The following is an 18,636-nucleotide window of genomic DNA, read 5'->3' as shown; positions in this document are numbered from 1 at the left end:
GGGGAGAGCTCATCGGCCGGCCTCCCAGGCACCGGCAGCGGCCAGCGCCTCCGTGACCCGGACGAACTCCGCGACGCCGAGCACCTCGCCGCGGGCCATCGGGTCCACCCCGGCCGCGAGCAGCGCCGCCTCCGAGGCCTCCGAGGAGCCGGCGAGGTCGCGCAGCACCCCGCGCAGCGCCTTGCGTCGGTGGGCGAACGCCGCGTCGACGACGGCGAAGACCTGTTCCCGGGTGGCGGACGTCTCCGGCGGCTCACGTCGGGTCCAGGAGACCAGGCCGGAGTCGACGTTCGGGGCCGGCCAGAACACGTTGCGCCCGACGGCGCCGGCCTTGCGGACGTCGGCGTACCAGGCGGCCTTGACCGACGGGACGCCGTACACCTTGGAGCCGGGGGCGGCCGCGAGCCGGTCGGCGACCTCGGCCTGCACCATCACCAGGCCCCGCTCCAGCGACGGCAGCAGCGCGAGCAGGTGGAGCAGGACCGGGACGGAGACGTTGTAGGGCAGGTTGGCGACCAGCGCCGTCGGCGCCGGGCCCGGCACCTCGTCGACCCGCATCGCGTCCGCCAGCACCACCTCGAAGCGGTCGGCCTGGTCGGGGGCGTACTCGGCGATGGTGGCGGGCAGTCGGGCCGCCAGCAGCTCGTCGAGCTCGAGCGCGACCACCCGCCCGGCGACCTCCAGCAGTGCCAGGGTCAGCGAGCCCAGCCCCGGTCCGACCTCGAGTACGACGTCGGTGGGACCGATGCCCGACTCGCGCACGATCCGGCGGACGGTGTTGGCGTCGATGACGAAGTTCTGACCGCGCTGCTTGGTGGGGCGCAGGTCGAGCTCGGCGGCGAGCTGACGCACCTCCGCCGGCCCCAGCAGACGGGGACCGGCGGAAGTGGACATGCGGTGAAGGCTAGTCGGCAGGGGGTGTCCTCTAGCGCGGCAGGCCGAGCTTGGCGGCGCAGCCCGGCCAGGGGCCGTAGCCGCCGGCGGCGTCGCGGAGCTTGGTCGCGATCGCGATCTGCGTCTCGCGGCTGGCGTTGCTGGGCAGGCCGGAGCCACCGTTGGACTGCCAGGTGCCGAGGTTGAACTGCAGGCCCCCGTAGTAGCCGTTGCCGGTGTTGATCGCCCAGTTGCCGCCGGACTCGCACTGCGCGAGCCGGTCCCAGACCGTGCCGCCACCGGAGAAGTCGGGCGCGGCCGGCTCGGGCTTCTCCTTGGTGCCGACCTCGACGACCTCGTTGACGGGCTCGCGCAGCACGCGCTGGCGGACCACCTTGCGGTCGGTGAGCTCGCCGTTGCGGAAGACCAGCTTGTAGACGACGTCGCGGGCGCCGTCGCGGCCCTCACGGACCAACGTCTCCTCGCCCTCGAACGCCGAGTCGTCCTCGCGCTCCACGGAGTCGTGCCCCAGCGCCTCGCCCGCCACCTTGCGGGTAACGACCCGGACGTCGGTGAAGACCACCTTGTCGCCGTCCTGCAGCTCCTGGTCGACCGCGGGCTTGATGCGATCGTGCTTCTCGACCTCGACGCCGAGCTGCTGGAGGGCCTCCCCGACAGTCAGCGCCAGGACCGTGCGCTCGCGCGCCTTCCGGTCCCCGATCTTGACCTGCACGGTCTTGGGGGTGACCACGTCGACCTCGATGCCGCCGCGGCCGATGGTCGCGCTTCGGCTGCTGGACAGGCGCGCGTCGCCGTACGTCTGGCCGACCTCGCCGAGGGCGTCGGAGACCTCGGTGGAAGTGACCCAGTGGGTCTGCTCGTCGCCGTCGACCGTCAGGGTCAGCGGCCGGCCGTACTTCACGTTGATCCGGCTGCCCTCGTCGATGGTCTCGTCGAGGTCGGGGGCGACCAGGTCGTGCTCGCCGACCTCGATCCCCTCGGACTCCAGCACGTCGCCGACGGTGCTGCCCATCGCGCTGACCTCGCGGTCCTTGCCGTCGACCGTCACGGTCACCGACGTGCTGAGCGCCCGGTAGCCGAGCGCGCTTCCGGCGACCGCGAGGACCACGACGGAGGACAGGGCCACCAGGGCGATCCTGCTGCGGGTGAGTCGGGCGAGCGCGTCGCGCAGGCGGTGGGTCGTGCTGGGGCTGCTGGGCGTCGAAGCCACACTTCTCCAATGTCGTGCGTCCCGGTCCTCGGGGTGCCAGCGCCCGCGCGCACGCCCTCGCCCTGGGGGTGAGGTGACTCGCGGGAAGGTGCTGCTCGGGCCGTGGAGGCCCCGCTTCGCTGGCTAGATCTGTCCCGATCCCGGCCTTCTGTTCGTCCAGAAGAACAGTGGCGGCCACCGAAAATCAAACCCTCGACCCACCCTGTGGGCACCGACACGTAGTTGCACCGGTGTCACCAGGCCCCGCCGAAGGCCCGTTCGGTGGTGCTGTCGAGGGCCGCGCAGAGGGTCTCCAGGTCCTCGCCTCGAACCTCCGCCATGACCCGCACCGTCAAGGGGACGAGGTACGACGCGTTGCTGCGGCCGCGGTGCGGGGTGGGGGTGAGGTACGGCGCGTCGGTCTCCACCAGGACCCGGTCCAGCGGGGTCACCAGCAGCGCGTCGCGCAGCGGCTGGGCGTTCTTGAACGTGACCGTGCCGGCGAAGCTGAGGTGGGCGCCGCGGTCCAGGCAGGCCCGCGCGAAGTCCGCGTCGCCGGAGAAGCAGTGCATCACCCAGCGCTCGGGCGCGCCCTCCTCGTCGAGGACCCGGAGCACCTCGTCGTGGGCGTCGCGGTCGTGGATGACCAGGGTCTTGTCGAGCCGCTTCGCGAGGTCGATGTGGCGACGGAACGACTCCACCTGCACGGCCCGGCCCTCCTCGCCGGTGCGGAAGTGGTCGAGGCCGGTCTCCCCCACCGCGCGCACCTTGTCGTGCGCGCCGGCCAGCGCCTCGATCTCGGCCATCGCTGCGTCGAGGTCGACCCCCTGCTCGACCAGCCGGGGTGCCTCGTTGGGGTGCAGCGCGACACCGGCCACCAGCGCGTCGTACGTCTCCGCGGCCCGGACGGCCCACCGCGCTCCCGGGAGGTCGCAGCCGATCTGCACGATCCGCGCCACGCCGACGGACGCGGCGAGGGCGAGCGCCTCCTCGACGACCAGCGGGTCGTCGTCCCCGTGCCGGGCGATGTCGAGGTGGCAGTGGTTGTCGACCACCGGCAGCGGCAACGGCTCGGGGACAGGGGGACGCTCGGTGCTCACCGGACGATCCTCCCAGGACCAGACCAGTGCGCGCCGTCGGCCCGTTCTCCTCCGCCGGGCATCCCCGGCGACGACCATGGCCTGTGATCAATCGCCGTACCACCGCAGTCGCGCTGACCGCGCTGACTCTCCTCCTCGCCGGCTGTTCCGGCACCGCCGACTCCGACGAGCCCGACGAGCCCGGGGGCGGGTGGACCGTCCTGCACTACTCGATGGCCGACACCAACCTCGAGCCGTTCATGGTCGCCGACGTCAACGAGATCGGCGAGGTCGGCTCGACCGGTTCCCTGCAGGTCCGCGAGTTCATGGACCGCTCCGCGGAGTACGGCGACGACGAGCTGCTCGACCAGGGCTCCTGGGTGGGCGCCCGCGTCCTCGACATCGATCCCGGCTCGGCCGAGCTGGTCGAGGACCTCGGCGACGTGAACTCCGCCGACCCCACCGTGCTCGCGTCGTTCGTCGCCGAGGGCATCGCGGCGCACCCGGCGGGACACTACGCGCTGATCATCTCCGACCACGGCGCGTCCTGGCCGGGCGTCGGTCCCGACGAGGGCTCCGAGGGCGACGTGCTCGACCTCGCCCAGATCGTCGAGGGCGTCTCGGCGGGCCTAGAGGAGGCCGGCGTCGACAAGCTCGACCTGCTCGGCTTCGACGCCTGCCTAATGGGCAGCTACGAGGTCGCCAGCGCGGTCGCGCCGCTCGCCGACCGGCTGGTCGCCTCGCAGGAGCTGGAGCCCGGCCACGGCTGGGACTACCGCGCGCTGCAGGTGCTCGCGGACGACGAGCGCGCCACCGCCGACGACTTCGGCTCCGCCATCGTCGACGGCTTCGAGGCCCAGGCGGCCGAGTCCGGCACCGGGGACTCCATCACGCTCTCGATGATCGACCTGACCCGGATGGACGCCGTCGACGAGGCGCTCGGGGAGTTCAGCGGCGCGCTTGCCGAGCGGGTCGCGACCGTCGCACCGGCGGTGGGCCGGGCCGGAGAGTCGACACTCGGGTTCGCGCGCAGCCCCAACCCGGACGAGGACAGCCAGATGAAGGACCTCGGCATGCTCGCGTCCACCATCGGCGTCGAGGCGCTCGACGTCTCCGACCAGGCCGACAACCTCGTCCGGGCGATCAACGACGCCGTCGTCGACTCCGTGGCCGGCCAGGCGACCAACGGCGCCACCGGCCTGTCCATCTACTTCCCGCCGACCCAGGAGCTCTCCGACGGCGCCTACACCGAGGTCGCCAGCGCCGCGACCTGGACCGACTTCCTCATCTCCTACTACGACGCCGGCACGAGCATCCCGGAGGAGGAGCAGCCGGAGTTCGTCGACGACGGCAGCGGCGCCGAGATCGAGTACGACGGCGAGGGCTACTCGATCACCGGCGTCTACGACGAGGTCGGCGAGGGCAACCTGACCGGCGCGTCGATGAGCTACGCGCTGGTCGGCGAGGACGGCACACTGACCTACCTCGGCGAGCAGTCGGCGGTCATCGGCGAGGAGGGCGCCCCGGTGGCGTCCGGCTACTACGACCTGACCGCGCTGACGGTCAGCGACGGCGAGGACACGTCGTACGCCTATCTCGCACTGGGCTACCAGGAGGGCGACGAGGTGATCAGCATGGACGTGCCGATGGCCTACTACGCGCCCGAGGACGTGGACGGCGAGACCTACCAGGACGTGCTGCTCTCGCTCGTGCTGGACGCCGAGAGCGGCGACATCGTCAGCGAGCAGTACTACGTCTACGACGAGGAGAGCGGCGGGTACGGCGAGCTGAACGCCGACCCGGCGGGGATCATCGTCCCCGAGACGCTGGACGTGGCCCCCGACGGCACCCAGGAGTGGACCGCCACCTCCGACACCGGGCTCTACGCCGACCTGGAGAACCTCACCTACGACCTCGAGCCGCTGCCGTCGGGCAGCGTGGTCCAGCTCGACCTGACCGTCACCGACTTCGGTGACAACTCGACCACGATCAGCGGCACGGCCGACGTGCCGTAGGCCCCTACGGTGGTTGAGGTGCGAGCGGAGCGAGCCTCGAAACCCGTCTTGCCGGGAGTCGGCCCCGATCGAGGCCGTCCGTCGACCCACCGGGTTTCGAGGCTCACCCGCTAGCGCGGCTTCGCACCTCAACCAGCGTCAGGGGCCGAGGCGATCCGGGCGAGGATCGCCTCGGCCAGTGGCGCGGGGGCGTGGGTGGGGATCCAGTGACTGACGCCCTCGAGCACGACCAGCTCGTACGGCGCCTCGACGTACTCGGCACACCCGTCGACCCCGGACCGGACGATCGCGGTGTCGCGGGTGCTCCACACCAGGGTGGTCGGCACCCGGACCCGGCCGCCCATGCCGCGACCGCGGCTGAGCGGGAGGGCGCGGTACCAGCCCAGGGCGCCCGGCAGCGCGCCGTACTCCACGATCTCGGTGCGGAAGCGGGCCACGTCCGCGCTGCTCATGCCGCTGCTGCGCAGGCCCTGGTCGACCGGACCGCCGGGCCACCGGGCCAGGCCCTCGACGACGAACGGGAGCTGGAAGAGGCCCATGTACCAGCTGTGCAGGCCCTGCCGGGTGGTCCGGATCGCCTTCACGAACGCCGCGGGGTGCGGGACCGAGACGGCCGTCCAGCTGGCCACCAGCTCCGGGTGCCGGGCCGCGAGCGACCAGCCGACGTTGGCGCCCCAGTCGTGACCGACCAGGTGCACCGGCCCGCCGATCCGCTCGATCAGCGCGACGACGTCGGCGACCAGCTCGGGCACGGTGTACGACGACCGGCCGTTCGGCCGGGCGCCCGGGGAGTAGCCGCGCTGGTCGGGCGCGTAGGTGCGCAGCCCGTGGGCGTGCAGCAGCGGCGCCACCTCGCGCCAGCAGGTCGCCCGTTCGGGGAAGCCGTGCAGCAGCACCACCGGCGTGCCGTCCTCGGGACCGCTGTCGATGACGTCGAAGACCAGGCCCTCGCGGGAGTACGACGTCAGCCGGCTCACGACTTGTGCACCAGGTCGTAGACCTCGCGCTTGGGCACCCCGGACAGCCGGGCCACCTCGGCGATGGACTCCCTACGGGTCATCCCGTCCTCCTCGCGCTCGGCCACCGCGGCCCGCAGACCGGCGGGATCGGTGGCGATCTCGGCGCCGGGGACCGCGCCCGCGACGACGATGGTCACCTCGCCCCGTACCCTCTCGGCGGCCCACGACACCAGCTCGGCCAGCGGCCCGCGTCGTACCTCCTCGTGGGTCTTGGTCAGCTCGCGGCAGACGGCGGCGGGCCGGTCGTCGCCGAACGCCGCGGCCATCGCGGCCAGCGCCGTCTCGGTGCGGTGCGGCGCCTCGAAGAACACCATCGTCCGCTCCTCGCGGGCCAGCCCCTGCAGGCGCCGGGCCCGCTCCCCCGCCTTGCGGGGCAGGAAGCCCTCGAAGCAGAACCGGTCGACCGGCAGCCCGCTCACGGCCAGGGCGGTCAGCACCGCGCTGGGTCCGGGGACCGCCGTGACGAGGACGTCGTGCTCGACGGCCGCCGCCACCAGCCGGTAGCCGGGGTCGGACACGCTCGGCATCCCCGCGTCGGTCACCAGCAGCACCCGCTCGCCGGCGAGCAGGGCCTCCAGCAGCACGGGGGTTCGGGCCGCCTCGTTGCCCTCGAAGTACGACACGATCCGCCCGGTCACGCTCACGCCGAGGTCGGTGGTCAGCCGCTTGAGCCGCCGGGTGTCCTCGGCGGCGACTACGTCGGCGGTGGCGAGCTCGTCGGCCAGCCGGGGCGGCGCGTCGGCCACCCGTCCGATCGGCGTCGCCGCGAGCACCAGGACGCCAGTCATGCGCTCGATCATGTCAGGTGCCGCTCCCAGCCCCTCGCTGAGCCGGCGCGAGTTCGCGCCGGGTCGGCACCGAACTCGTGCCGGCTCGGCGTTGCCGGTTCCACGTAGAGTTCGCGCGTGCCGACGACCACGCAGCCCGCCGCGCAGGAGCGCGCCGGGCTCGTCGTACCGACGGCGTGGCAGCGGGCGCGGGCGCGGATGGGGAGCGAGGACCCGCTGATCGGCTGGTCGGCGAGCATCGGGGTGGCGCTGCTGGCGCTGTTCCTGCGGCTGTGGAAGCTGGGCTCGCCGCGCGAGTTCGAGTTCGACGAGACCTACTACGCCAAGGACGCCTGGTCGCTGCTGCACCACGGCTACGTCCAGTCGTACGCCGACGATGCCAACGACCAGATCCTCGCCGGGCAGACCACCGGTCAGTGGAACGGCGACCCCTCGATGGTCGTGCACCCCGAGGTCGGGAAGTGGCTGATCGCCCTCGGCGAGAAGGCGTTCGGCATGGACCCGTTCGGTTGGCGGGTCTCCGCCGCCGTCGTGGGTGCGCTGATGGTGCTGGTGATGTGCCGGCTGGTCCGCCGGATGACCGGCTCGACCCTGCTGGGCTGCACGGCCGGGCTGCTGCTCAGCCTCGACGGCCTGCACTTCGTGCTGTCCCGGCTGGCCCTGCTCGACATCTTCCTGGCCTTCTTCACGCTGTGCGCGGTCACCTGCCTGGTCAACGACCGGGACTGGTTCCGCGCGCGGCTGGCCCGCGAGCTCACCGAGCAGGTCACCTCCGGCTGGGGGCCGGTGCGGGCGCTGCTGTGGCGGCCGTGGCTGCTGGTCGGGGGCATCTGCTTCGGCCTGGCGGTCGGCACCAAGTGGACGGCGCTCTACCCGCTCGCGGCGTTCGGGATCCTGGTCTGGCTGTGGAGCGCCGGCGCGCGCCGGTCCTTCGGCGTGCGCTGGCCGGTGCTCCGCTCCGCCGTGGTGGACGGGCTGCCGGCCTTCGGCTACCTCGTCGTGGTCGGCCTCGTCGTCTACGTCGCGACCTGGACCGGCTGGCTGGTGCATGCGGACGAGTACGAGGAGCACCTCTCCACCACGCAGTACACGACGTTCGTCAGCGGCCACTGCGACGGCGAGGAATTCCTGGTCGACGAGAAGAAGGACGGCGAGCAGTGGCCCTCGGCGGCCGAGCCGGACGCACGCGGGATCGCCGAGCTCGGTCAGTCGCTGCGCTCGCTGTGGAGCTACCACCACGACGTCTACGTCTTCCACACCCACTTCCTGAACTGCAGCAGCCACACCTACGCCTCGAAGCCGTCGGGGTGGCTGCTGCTCAACCGCCCGGTCGGGGTCGCCGCCGACACCGACATCCAGCCCGGCACCCGCGGCTGCGACGCTCCCGCCGGCAGCGACTGCCTGCGGCAGGTGCTGCTGATCGGCACCCCCACGATCTGGTGGGGCGGCATCCTCGCGCTGCTCTTCGCGGTCGTGGCGTGGGTCGGCCAGCGGGACTGGCGCTTCGGGGTCGCCGTGGTCGGCACCGCGTCGACGTGGCTGCCCTGGCTGCTGTACGACGACCGTCCGATCTTCCTGTTCTACATGGTCATGACGCTGCCGTTCGTCGTCCTCGCGCTGACCCTCACCATGGGCCGGCTGATCGGGCCCGACCGGGAGCCGACGGCTCGTCGTACCCTCGGCGTGATCGTCTCGGGCTCGTTCGTGGTGCTGACCCTGCTGAACTTCGCGTGGTTCTGGCCGATCTTCACCAACGGGCTGCTGACCCACGCCGAGTGGCTCAACCGGGTCTGGTTCTCCCGCTGGATCTAGTGCCGCGGGTCGTTGCGTAGATCCTGCTCGTCGCGCGGCAGCGAGGCCCTACGCTCGCTGCGTGACCAGCTTCGCCCCCGGGTGGGACGCCCTTCCGCAGCCCCTGCAGGACTTCTGGACCGAGCGGCACCTGTGCACCCTCACCACACTGCGGCCCGACGGACGCCCCCACGTCGTACCCGTCGGCGCGGCGATCGACCCCGAGCGCGGCTGTGCCTGGGTGATCACCCGCGCGGGATCCCGGAAGGTGCGCAACCTCGAGGACAACCCGTTGCTCTCGATCTGCCAGGTCGACGGCGGCCGCTGGTCGACGATCGAGGGCGGCGGCACCCTCCACGACGACGCGGAGACCGTCGCCCGCGCCGTCGAGCGGTACGCCGGCCGCTACCGCCAGCCGAGCGAGAACCCCACCCGGGTCGCGATCCGGGTCGAGGTGGTCCGGTTCGTCTTCGGGCCGGGTCTGCTCCGCACCGACCCACCCGCCTGAACGGGACGACATCGCCGAGTCGGCAGTAGTTGCTGCCGACTCGGCGGATCGACTCGGTCAGGCGACCGCGGCCTCGCGCTCCTCGAGAGCCTCGGTGAGCAGCGCGACCAGGGCCTCCAGCTGGATGTCGGCCGAGGAGCTGATCTCCGCGTCGGAGCCGTCGAGCGCGCGGGCGGCGAGGCCGGCCTTGCTGTCGATCAGCTCGGCGATCTTGGTGTCGATGGTCTGCGAGGCGATGATCCGCCACGCGGTGACCGGGGTGTCCTGGCCGATCCGGTGGATCCGGTCGATCGCCTGGGTCTGCTCGGCGTCGGTCCAGGAGAGCTCCGCGAGCACCAGGTTGGAGGCGACCTGGAGATTCAGGCCGACGCCGGCCGCGGTGAGCGAGCAGACGACGACCGCGACCTCGGGATCGTCGACGAACGCGTCGATGTTCTTCTGCCGGGCACGCGGGGTCTGGTCGCCGCGGATGGAGGAGTACTTCAGGCCACGCCGGGCGAAGGTCTCCTCGGCGACGTCCATGACGTCGATGTGCTTGGCGAAGAAGACGACCTTGCCCACGTTGCGCGCCAGCTGGGCGGTGTAGTCGGCGGCGAGTCCGGCCTTGGCCTGGCCGATGCGGCGCATCATGCCGAAGACGTTCTCGCCGGTCGAGGTCGTGGTGGTGTCCTCGCGCTCCCAGGTCGCGACCCGGCGTACGAGCTCGTGGTCGATGCCGTCGACGACGCGACCGGACGTGCGGGTGGCGAGCGCCGTGTCGTAGCGCTGGACCAGCCGACGGGCCAGCTCCCGCTCGGCCTCGCGGATCGAGCGACCCATCTCGCCCTCGAGCTCGACCGGCAGGTCGGCGACCCGGCGGGCGGGGATGTCGGCGGCCACGTCGACCTTGCGCCGCCGGACGATGCCCATCTCGATCACCCGGGCCCGGGCGGCGGGATAGAACGCCGGGTCCGCGGGGGTCAGGCCGATCTCCTCGAGCTTGTCCATCAGCTCGCGACGCGGCTTCTTGTCGTCGATCCAGCCGAGGAACTCCCAGATCGCCTGGAAGTCCTCGATGTCGTTGATCAGCGGGGTGCCGGTGAGCGCCATCAGCAGCGGTCGGGCGGTGCGGGCGCGGATCTTCTCCGCCAGGTGCAGCACGTGCTGGGAGCGCTGCGAGCCCTTGTTCTTGATGAAGTGCGCCTCGTCGACGACCATCCCGCGGAAGCCGTGGTCGCTCATCCAGCCGACGTGGCGGTCGAGGATCTCGTAGTTGACCACCACGATGTCGGCGAAGCCGTCGATGTCGTGGCCGTCGCCGTGGATCACCGTGGCGGCCCGCTCGGGCGTCCACAGCGCGGCCTCGCGCGCCCAGTTGGTCTTGACGACGTTGGGGACGACGACCAGGAGCGGGTACGCCTCGGCGGCCCGGGCGGCGAGCAGCGCCTGGGCGGTCTTGCCGAGGCCGGGCTCGTCGGCGAGCAGGTAGGTGCGGTGGCCCTCGGCGGCGGCGGCGACCAGCTCACCCTGGTGCTTCATCAGCTCCAGGCCCGCGGGCAGCCGCATCGGCACCGGGTCGGGCAGGGCCATCGAGGACGACGCGCCACCCTGCTCGAAGGAGCGGAACAACGGGCCGAGCAACTCCCAGGTCGCGAGCCGGCGCGGGCCGTCGTACCGCGGCGTGCCGGCACTGAAGTCGGGGGCCAGGAACGGGTTCGAGAGCTGGCGCTGGCGCACCGAGACCGGCATCACCCGACGGGAGACGGGCACCCCGAGCGGGTCCGGCTCGGGGTCCGGCTCCGGCTCGGGCTCGGGCTCCGCGCCGGCGGCCCGGAGCATCTCGTTCTTCAGCTCCCGGGCGGCCTCGGACATGGTGGCGTCCTCGGCGAGCAGGACGAGCATCGAGGTGTCGCGAGCGGCGGTCTTGGCGAGGATCGTGGCGATCCCGTCCAGGCGCTTGAGCTCCTCGCCCCGCTGGGACTCGGTGAGCTCCTGGTCGGCCTTGAGGCGCTGACGCTCCTCGCGCACCAGGAGCGCGACGACCTGGAACTTGGTCCGGGTGGACCCGTCCACCCGCCCCCGCTGTACGGCGGTCTCCACCTCGCGCACGGCGCGGGCGAGGACGGGGATGATCCCCTCGTTGTCCAGCACCCGTCCGCGCTGGCGTGCCGCCGGGCGGCGAGCGCCGTTCTGACGCTGGCCTCGTCGAGCCACAGACTCCTCCTCGGTGCCGGGCGGGCCCGCCCGGCCTGGTGACGCGGTCACGCACGGCCACCCCGGCACGAGACGTCAGGGCCCGGTCGGGGCTGAGAGACCGCGGGACCGACCGGAGGTGCGTGGGACGGTGGTCCGGCTACGCCGAATGGACAGCCGAGGACGCGGGCCACCTCTCCTGACGTCGAGGGTACCAACGCTCGGCGCCGGGCACCCAACCGGTGCGACGGCCGGCTCAGGCCAGCAGGTGCAGGCCGACCAGCGTCCCGACCGCGCCGAGCGCGAGCAGCGCCTGCAGGACGGTCAGGCTGCGCAGCCCGGCCCTGGGCGACTCCTCTCCCGGGCGGGGCTCACGCAGCGAGCGGAGCAGGTCCAGCCCCCAGGTCACCAGCACCCCCAGGGCCAGGCCCGCGACCGCCGCCGCGGTCGTCCAGTAGCGCGACCCGGTCATGTGCACGAACGGCTGCAGGAGCAACCCGCCGAGGGCGACCTTGACCAGCACCAGCTGGACCTGCCGGTCCCGCGGTCCCCTCGAGACGAGCAGCATCGCGAGCACCACCACGATGGTGCCCAGCGCGAAGAACCGGTCCGTCGCGTCCCGGGAGGCGTCCTCGAACCCGTCGGTCTCCCGGTCGTACGGCAGGTGGTCGAGGTAGTAGGCCGGCTCGGTCCGGTAGCGCTCCAGGTTCTCCAGCACGTCCTCGGCGTACCCGCGCGACGTCACGTCGCGGCGTGCGTACGCCGACATCTGCTCCTGGACCTCGAGCTCGCTGCGGCCGGTCGCGCGGGCCACCTCGCGGGAGTACTGCACCGGGTTGAACCAGATCGTCCCGGCGGGGTCGCACGGGCCGAAGCAGATCTCGTCCCGGTCGCCGAAGGTGTTCGCGAGCGCCAGCGGGACGGAGGTCGTGGTGATCACCCGGCCGCCGAGCGAGGTGGAGGCGAGGACCGACCAGGGCAGCAGCACGAGCACGAAGACCACGATCCCGGCGACGCCCGCCAGCACCGCCCGGCGGCGCTCCGGTCCGCGCAGGGCGACGAGCGCGGTGGCCACGGCCAGCAGGCCGAGCGTCACCAGCACCGGCATCAGGCTGGAGCGCAGGTAGAGCGCGGCGACCGCCCAGCCCGCCAGGCCCATGACCCGCCACGGCGTCGGCGCCGAGCCGGCGGCGACGACCCGGGCCAGCTCCACGGCGCGCAGCAGGACGACCACCAGCACCAGGCCGGCGTTGAGGTCGCCCCAGGCCCCGATCCCGAACAGCGCGACGGCCGGGACCAGCCCCGGCAGCACCGCGAAGCAGAGCGCGGCCGCGGGTCCGAGGACCCGGCGTACCTGCAGGGCGGCGTAGAGGAACAGGCCGGTCGAGAGCAGGCCGAGGTAGACCCGGAACGCCTCGACGGACGCGTCCGGGAGCACCAGGAAGAGGGGGGTCAGCAGCACCGACATGCCCGGCATGAACCAGCCGTTGCCGACCACGTGCCGCTCGAGGTCGGCGACGTCGGGCGGAACGAACGAGCCCAGGTCGCGCAGGGCGTTGGACAGCGATCGGGCCCCGTCGGCGTACGCCTTCTCGTCGCCGATCGGCACCGCGTCCGAGCTGTGCTGGAGCATCAGCACCTGGAGCAGCACGTGCAGCCCGAGCAGCACCAGCAGCACCAGGTCGGCGCGACCGGGCACCCTCACGGGCAACCTCACGGGCCGACTCACGGGCCCGCTCACGGGAACTCCCGCGGCTCGGCCGGGAAGCGCTTGGTCGAGTACGGGTCCGCGCACACCGGATCGGTCGACGAGAGCGGCGTCGCCGGCAGGTCGAGCACGACCCGCCCGCGCACGATCGAGTCCTCCGGGAGGTCGGGCACCTCGGTCACGGTCGCCGCGATCCGATGCTCCCCCTTCGCCCAGGCCAGCGGCCCGACCGCCTGGTAGCCGGCCGCCTGCACGGACCGGTCCAGGGCCGCCTCGAGCTCGTCGGTGTCGAGCTCGTCCCACTGCAGGACGACCTGACGTCGTACGCCGTCGCTCGCGGGCCGGTCGCCGTCGCTGCGGACCTGGTAGGGGAAGTCGAGCTCGATGCCGTCGACCAGCGGGTAGCAGCCGTTGGTCAGCGCGTCCGGGCCCAGCAGCGGCCGGTAGATCCCCGTCGGCTCGGCGCGGCCGAAGGCGCTGCTGACGAGCACCAGCACGAGCGCACCAGCGCCCAGCGCGAGGCGCAGCAGGGTCGGACGACGCATCGGTTGCCCCCGGTGATCGGCTCCCGAGCGGGAAGGTCCTGGTCCGGCGTGGTGGTCGGCGCCAATGTAGTCGACTGACGGGTCCGCACGGGGCGGCTGTAGGTTCGCCGGGTGTCCGACAGCCGCCCCCGCCGTACCTTCGCGGTGATCAGCCACCCAGACGCCGGCAAGTCCACCCTGACCGAGGCGCTGGCCCTTCACGCCCGCGTGATCACCGAGGCCGGCGCCGTGCACGGCAAGGGCGGGCGCCGCGCGACCGTGTCGGACTGGATGGACATGGAGAAGGCGCGCGGTATCTCGATCACCTCGGCCGCACTCCAGTTCGTCTACCGCGACCACGTCGTCAACCTGGTCGACACCCCCGGTCACAGCGACTTCTCCGAGGACACCTACCGGGTGCTCTCGGCGGTCGACTCCGCCGTGATGCTGGTCGACGCCGGCAAGGGGCTGGAGCCGCAGACCCTGAAGCTGTTCAAGGTCTGCGCGATGCGTGGCATCCCGGTCATCACCGTCATCAACAAGTGGGACCGCCCCGGCCTCTCGGCGCTGGAGCTGATGGACCTGATCGAGCAGCAGATCAAGCTGCGCCCGACCCCGCTCACCTGGCCGGTCGGCGAAGCGGGCGACTTCCGCGGCGTCCTGGACCGGCGCTCCGGCGAGTTCGTGCAGTACACGCGGACCGCCGGCGGCGCGACCCGCGCCCCCGAGCGGCGGATGGGGGCCGACGAGGTCGGCGAGGCCGACCTGGACGTCTGGCGGGCCGCCGTCGAGGAGCACGAGCTGCTCGGCGCCGACGACGCCGACCACGACCAGGAGCGGTTCCTGGCCGGCGAGACGACCCCGGTCATGTTCGCCTCCGCCCTGCAGAACTTCGGCGTCGCGCAGCTGCTCGACCTGCTGCTCGACCTGGCCCCCGCCCCGGGCCCGACGCCCGGCGTCGACGGCTCGGTGCGCCAGGTCCGGGACGAGTTCAGCGCCTTCGTCTTCAAGGTGCAGTCCGGCATGAACGCCGCGCACCGCGACCGGCTCGCCTACGCCCGCGTCGTGTCCGGCGACTTCGAGCGCGGCATGGTCGTCACCCACGCCTCGACCGGCCGGCCGTTCGCGACCAAGTACGCCCAGGCCGTCTTCGGCCGGGAGCTGTCCTCGATAGAGCACGCCTCCCCCGGCGACATCATCGGCCTCGTCAACGCCCAGTCGCTGCGCGTCGGAGACACGGTGTACGTCGGCGAGCCGATCGAGTACCCGCCCGTCCCGACCTTCGCCCCCGAGCACTTCATGACCGCCACCGCGGCCGACATCGGGCGCTACAAGCAGTTCCGCAAGGGCATCGACCAGCTCGACCAGGAGGGCGTCGTCCAGGTGCTCCGTTCCGACCTGCGCGGCGACCAGAGCCCGGTGCTGGCCGCCGTCGGGCCGATGCAGTTCGAGGTCGTCCAGGAGCGGATGACGAACGAGTTCAACTCGCCCATCCGGCTCTCGCGGGTCGACTACAGCATCGCCCGTCGGACCAATGCCGAGGGCGCGGTCGCGCTCGCCGGCAAGCGCGGCGTCGAGGTGCTGCAACGCTCCGACGGCACCTACCTGGCGCTCTTCGTCGACAAGTGGCGGGCCACCGCGACCGCCCGCGACAACCCCGACGTCCTCCTCGAGGCCCTGCCCGCCGGCGGCGGCTGAGCACCTCCCGTCAGCTGCGCGTCCGGAGGCGGGCGCGCAGCCGGCGTACCTCCTCCTCCAGGGCGAGGACCCTCGCGACACCCGCGAGGTTGAGCCCCTCGGCGAGCAGCTCGCGGACCCGGTGCAGCCGCTCGATGTCGGCCGGGCTGTAGAGCCGCGTGCCGCCGGAGGTGCGGTCGGGGTCGACCAGACCGCGGCGTTCGTAGACGCGCAGGTTCTGGATCTCCATCGACACCATCTCGGCGGCGACCGAGATGGCGAAGACCCCTCGAGTCCGTTCGCTCACGGGGTTGATCCTGCCGCATCCTTTGGGTATATAAAACCTGTAACCACTGATACAGGTCTGACGGGCTTACGCAGACCGTCGACCAGCTCGACACGATGAGGAGGACACCATGCTGCTGCGCACCACCGACCCGTTCCGCGACTTCGACCGACTCACCCAGCAGCTGCTGGGCACGACCAACCGCCCCGCCGTGATGCCGATGGACGCCTGGCGCGAGGGCGACCGGTTCGTGATCGAGTTCGACCTCCCCGGCGTCAGCCCGGAGAGCATCGACCTCGACGTGGAGCGCAACGTGCTCACGGTCCGCGCCGAGCGGGTGGCCCGTAACGGCGACTGGCAGGTGCTGGCGAGCGAGCGCACCCGTGGCGCCTTCAGCCGCCAGCTCGTCCTCGGGGACAACCTCGACCTCGAGCGGATCGAGGCCTCGTACGACGCGGGCGTGCTGCGCCTGGTCGTCCCGGTCGCCGAGAAGGCCAAGCCGCGCCGGATCGAGGTCTCCTCGGGGCACCGCGACCCCGTAGCGATCGAGAGCTGACCGACACCACGCCGTTCCTCGACAGGGCCGCCCGGGCATCAGCCCGGGCGGCCCTGCACGCTCGGCCGCGACGCCGTCGGTTCACGAGACCCGCACCGTGCCGCCGACGACGGCGTCCTCCCAAGGCCGACGGCCCGGCCGTCAACCTGGACCGCGAGGACCACGACGCCGCTCGGGAAGATCCCGAAGACCTTGAGCAGGCGGCGGTCACGAGTCCCACGTGGTCGCCCCGCCATTGCCGAGCACTGTGACGGGCGCTACATTCTGATCGAACATTCGATCAAAAGGAGCCCGAGATGACCGTCGCGCAGGAGTCATCGGCCGCGCCCACCGCAGGCGTGGAACGGGTCGCCAAGCTGCTGGACGCGTTCGACGGCCGCGACTCCCTCACCCTCGCCGAGATCACGCGAGTGGCCGGGTTGTCGCGTTCCTCCACCCATCGACTGCTCGATCAACTCGTCGGCCTGGGTTGGGTGCGGCGCCACGAGAACACCTACGAACTGGGCATGCGGATCTTCGAGATCGGCACGTTGGTCATGCACCAGAACCACGTCCATCGCACGGCGCTTCCCTTCCTGCACGACCTGCACCGGGCCACGCGGCTCACGGTGCACTTCGGCATCCTGGACGGCTCGGACATCGTCTACCTCGACCGGATCGGCGGATTGGCCGCGACGACGCTGCCCAGCCGGATCGGCGCGCGGGTCCCGGCCCACTGCACGGCGCTGGGGAAGGCGCTGATCGCCGGGACTGCGTCCTGGCCCATGCCGAAGACGCTGGTCGCGAGGACCTCCCGCACTCTGGACACCCCACTTGCCCTGACGCGTGAGTTGGCAGAAGTACGCCGAAGCGGGGTAGCCGTCGAGCGCGACGAGGCGGTCGTCGGCATCTCCTGCGTGGCGGCGGCGATCACGGGGCCGGCGAACACCCCCGTGGCAGCCATCTCGCTGTGCGACCGGACGGCGTCGCTCCGGATCGACGAGGTCACGGCGCAGGTGCGCGAGGCCGCCCTGCGGATCGGCCGAACCCTCACCGGCCCAGCACGGTCCTACACCGCTCGCCGCGCCTGAGCCCCGGGATCCCGCGTCAGCGCGTTGCGAAGCCGTCGAGGAACATCGACACCAGCTCGTCGGCCAATGGCTCGTGGTCCTCCGCGAGCGTCGGGCGGTGCCAGCGCACCGTCAGCCAGGTCAACTCGCGCAACAGCCAACGGAAGTGATCCGGGTCGACGTCGGCACGCAGCTCACCCGTCTGCACTCCCCGGTCGATGATCCGGCGCCAATGCCCCTGTACGACGTCGCGCTTGGCGCGCACCTCGACGTGATCGGGGAGAATCGTCAGGCCGGCGCCCTCGTTCTGGTAGATCTCCGTCGCGAAGGGATGGCGGGACGCGACCCGCATCGAGGTGCGGACCAGTTCCCGGAGGAGGTCTGGTGCCGCCCGGTCCGGGTCGTCGGAGAAGGCGGCGTACTCGACGTTGAGGTCGTCCAGGAAACGATGCAGGATCGTTGACGCGATCGACTCCTTGGACGGGTAGTAGTAGTAGAGGGTGCCCGACACCGTGCCCAGTTCCTTGGCGATCTGACGGATGGTCGTCGCCGAGATGCCCTGGGTCATGAAGAGCCGGCCAGCAGCGGTCAGGATGAGCTCGGCGCGGTCGCGCTCGGCCATGATTCAGTCTCCTCGGGGAGCGGTACGGCGACGGTTCAGGTCGGACGGACCCGGTAGCCCTCGGTGATCAGCACGAACAGCTCCCGAGCAAGCTCCTCCTGCCGGGCAGCGAGATCCGCCCGGTTCCAGCGAACGGTGAGCCACACCATCTCGCTCAGCGTCCGATTCATGGTGTCGACGTCGATGTCCGCGCGGAACGCCCCGTCCTCGATGCCCTGATGTGTCTTCTCCGACCAGAGCACCTCGTTGCGCCTGACCACTGCGGCGATGGCCTCGTGGTCCGGGAGGATCGACAGGTTCGGCAGCTCCCGCACGTAGGTCTCCGTGGCGAAGGGATGCTCCGCCGCCACGCGCAGCGAGACGGTGATCAGCTCGTGCAGCTGATCGCGCCCGGAGAGCACGCTGCCGCGCAGCCGGGTGTACTCGTCGTTGAGCTCGTTGACGAAGCGCAGGATCAGCTCCGAGGCGATCGACTCCTTCGACGGGAAGTGGTGGTAGAGACTGCTCGGCACCAGGCCCACAGCATCGGCGATCTGCCGCACCGACGTCCCCGCGACGCCATGCTCGCTGAAGAGCCGCCCTCCGGCCGTCATGATGCTGGCGCGCCGAGCCTCGGCCACAGTGACGGTGGAAGCAGGTCGCACGTGGCTCCTCAAAGACCAGGTCCGAGTCGAACGACTCAGCATCCCACGCAGCGCAGAAGTGTGTGGAGCTATGGAAGTACGGCGCGTCGCGCGACCGCTCGCGTGCCGGGTGGAT

Annotated in this window: 17 protein-coding genes; 6 read left to right on the top strand and 11 right to left on the bottom strand. The window is 71.8% G+C overall.

The annotated features are described in order from the left end of the window. Positions 1-9 precede the first annotated feature (9 nt). The 3 genes from rsmA to MUB56_RS08880 all read right to left on the bottom strand — a co-directional run bounded on the left by rsmA (position 10) and on the right by MUB56_RS08880 (position 3,183). On the bottom strand, positions 10-894 hold the full coding sequence (gene rsmA, locus MUB56_RS08895) for a 16S rRNA (adenine(1518)-N(6)/adenine(1519)-N(6))-dimethyltransferase RsmA (RefSeq protein WP_244931539.1): 885 nt from the start codon (positions 892-894) through the stop codon (positions 10-12). A 31-nt stretch (positions 895-925) separates the two neighbouring features. Further along, positions 926-2,104, bottom strand: a complete 1,179-nt coding sequence (locus tag MUB56_RS25900; protein WP_280637386.1) for a resuscitation-promoting factor — start codon at positions 2,102-2,104, stop codon at positions 926-928. 233 nt (positions 2,105-2,337) lie between these two features. Continuing rightward, positions 2,338-3,183: a TatD family hydrolase gene (locus MUB56_RS08880; RefSeq protein ID WP_244931538.1), complete on the bottom strand. Its 846-nt coding sequence runs from the start codon at positions 3,181-3,183 to the stop codon at positions 2,338-2,340. Positions 3,184-3,266: 83 nt separating this feature from the next. Between MUB56_RS08880 and MUB56_RS08875 the strand changes: the two genes are divergently transcribed. Continuing rightward, positions 3,267-5,177, top strand: a complete 1,911-nt coding sequence (locus MUB56_RS08875) for a clostripain-related cysteine peptidase (RefSeq protein ID WP_244931537.1) — start codon at positions 3,267-3,269, stop codon at positions 5,175-5,177. A 128-nt stretch (positions 5,178-5,305) separates the two neighbouring features. Here MUB56_RS08875 and MUB56_RS08870 read toward each other — a convergent pair whose 3' ends face one another. Beyond that, the gene (locus MUB56_RS08870) at positions 5,306-6,154 is read right to left on the bottom strand and encodes an alpha/beta fold hydrolase (protein WP_244931536.1); all 849 of its coding nucleotides are present in this window, start codon (positions 6,152-6,154) and stop codon (positions 5,306-5,308) included. After that, positions 6,151-6,996, bottom strand: coding sequence for a 16S rRNA (cytidine(1402)-2'-O)-methyltransferase (gene rsmI / locus MUB56_RS08865; protein ID WP_244931535.1), 846 nt, complete (start codon positions 6,994-6,996; stop codon positions 6,151-6,153). The genes MUB56_RS08870 and rsmI overlap by 4 nt, the downstream gene beginning before the upstream one ends. A 105-nt stretch (positions 6,997-7,101) precedes the next feature. On the opposite strand from rsmI, the gene MUB56_RS08860 reads away from it, so the two are divergent. Both MUB56_RS08860 and MUB56_RS08855 read left to right on the top strand, forming a co-directional pair. After that, positions 7,102-8,796, top strand: a complete 1,695-nt coding sequence (locus MUB56_RS08860) for a phospholipid carrier-dependent glycosyltransferase (RefSeq protein WP_244931534.1) — start codon at positions 7,102-7,104, stop codon at positions 8,794-8,796. 61 nt (positions 8,797-8,857) lie between these two features. Further along, positions 8,858-9,283 (top strand): PPOX class F420-dependent oxidoreductase, encoded by a 426-nt coding sequence (locus tag MUB56_RS08855; RefSeq protein WP_244931533.1) that lies wholly within the window; start codon positions 8,858-8,860, stop codon positions 9,281-9,283. Positions 9,284-9,340: 57 nt separating this feature from the next. Here the strand turns inward: MUB56_RS08855 and MUB56_RS08850 are convergent, their stop codons facing one another. From MUB56_RS08850 to MUB56_RS08840, 3 genes are all read right to left on the bottom strand, one after another. Continuing rightward, entirely contained in the window at positions 9,341-11,476 is a 2,136-nt protein-coding gene (locus MUB56_RS08850) for a DEAD/DEAH box helicase (protein ID WP_244931532.1), read from the bottom strand. A 235-nt stretch (positions 11,477-11,711) separates the two neighbouring features. Then, positions 11,712-13,160 (bottom strand): hypothetical protein, encoded by a 1,449-nt coding sequence (locus MUB56_RS08845; RefSeq protein ID WP_244931531.1) that lies wholly within the window; start codon positions 13,158-13,160, stop codon positions 11,712-11,714. A 32-nt stretch (positions 13,161-13,192) separates the two neighbouring features. Continuing rightward, complete coding sequence (locus MUB56_RS08840) at positions 13,193-13,708, bottom strand: hypothetical protein (protein ID WP_244931530.1); 516 nt, start codon at positions 13,706-13,708, stop codon at positions 13,193-13,195. Between the two features lie 111 nt (positions 13,709-13,819). Between MUB56_RS08840 and MUB56_RS08835 the strand changes: the two genes are divergently transcribed. Continuing rightward, on the top strand, positions 13,820-15,385 hold the full coding sequence (locus MUB56_RS08835) for a peptide chain release factor 3 (protein WP_244931529.1): 1,566 nt from the start codon (positions 13,820-13,822) through the stop codon (positions 15,383-15,385). Positions 15,386-15,395: 10 nt separating this feature from the next. Here the strand turns inward: MUB56_RS08835 and MUB56_RS08830 are convergent, their stop codons facing one another. After that, positions 15,396-15,671, bottom strand: a complete 276-nt coding sequence (locus MUB56_RS08830) for a MerR family transcriptional regulator (protein ID WP_244931528.1) — start codon at positions 15,669-15,671, stop codon at positions 15,396-15,398. Between the two features lie 109 nt (positions 15,672-15,780). On the opposite strand from MUB56_RS08830, the gene MUB56_RS08825 reads away from it, so the two are divergent. Further along, entirely contained in the window at positions 15,781-16,206 is a 426-nt protein-coding gene (locus MUB56_RS08825; RefSeq protein ID WP_244931527.1) for an Hsp20 family protein, read from the top strand. A gap of 296 nt (positions 16,207-16,502) precedes the next feature. After that, a complete protein-coding gene (locus MUB56_RS08820) occupies positions 16,503-17,276 on the top strand; it encodes an IclR family transcriptional regulator (RefSeq protein ID WP_244931526.1) in 774 nt (257 codons plus the stop codon). Positions 17,277-17,292: 16 nt separating this feature from the next. Here MUB56_RS08820 and MUB56_RS08815 read toward each other — a convergent pair whose 3' ends face one another. Together MUB56_RS08815 and MUB56_RS25895 are read right to left on the bottom strand one after the other, a co-directional pair. After that, entirely contained in the window at positions 17,293-17,877 is a 585-nt protein-coding gene (locus MUB56_RS08815) for a TetR/AcrR family transcriptional regulator (RefSeq protein ID WP_244931525.1), read from the bottom strand. Positions 17,878-17,912: 35 nt separating this feature from the next. Further along, the gene (locus MUB56_RS25895; protein WP_280637385.1) at positions 17,913-18,521 is read right to left on the bottom strand and encodes a TetR/AcrR family transcriptional regulator; all 609 of its coding nucleotides are present in this window, start codon (positions 18,519-18,521) and stop codon (positions 17,913-17,915) included. Positions 18,522-18,636 lie beyond the last annotated feature (115 nt).

It is taken from the genome of Nocardioides sp. W7 (assembly GCF_022919075.1).
Lineage (GTDB): Bacteria > Actinomycetota > Actinomycetes > Propionibacteriales > Nocardioidaceae > Nocardioides.
This window is presented reverse-complemented; position numbering and strand designations above follow the sequence as displayed.

Coding starts and splice junctions, on each gene's coding strand:
- rsmA (WP_244931539.1), bottom strand. CDS start 894: ATGTCCACTTCCGCCGGTCCCCGTCTGCTGGGGCCGGCGGAGGTGCGT.
- rsmI (WP_244931535.1), bottom strand. CDS start 6,996: ATGATCGAGCGCATGACTGGCGTCCTGGTGCTCGCGGCGACGCCGATC.
- MUB56_RS08840 (WP_244931530.1), bottom strand. CDS start 13,708: ATGCGTCGTCCGACCCTGCTGCGCCTCGCGCTGGGCGCTGGTGCGCTC.
- MUB56_RS08825 (WP_244931527.1), top strand. CDS start 15,781: ATGCTGCTGCGCACCACCGACCCGTTCCGCGACTTCGACCGACTCACC.
- MUB56_RS08820 (WP_244931526.1), top strand. CDS start 16,503: ATGACCGTCGCGCAGGAGTCATCGGCCGCGCCCACCGCAGGCGTGGAA.
- MUB56_RS08815 (WP_244931525.1), bottom strand. CDS start 17,877: ATGGCCGAGCGCGACCGCGCCGAGCTCATCCTGACCGCTGCTGGCCGG.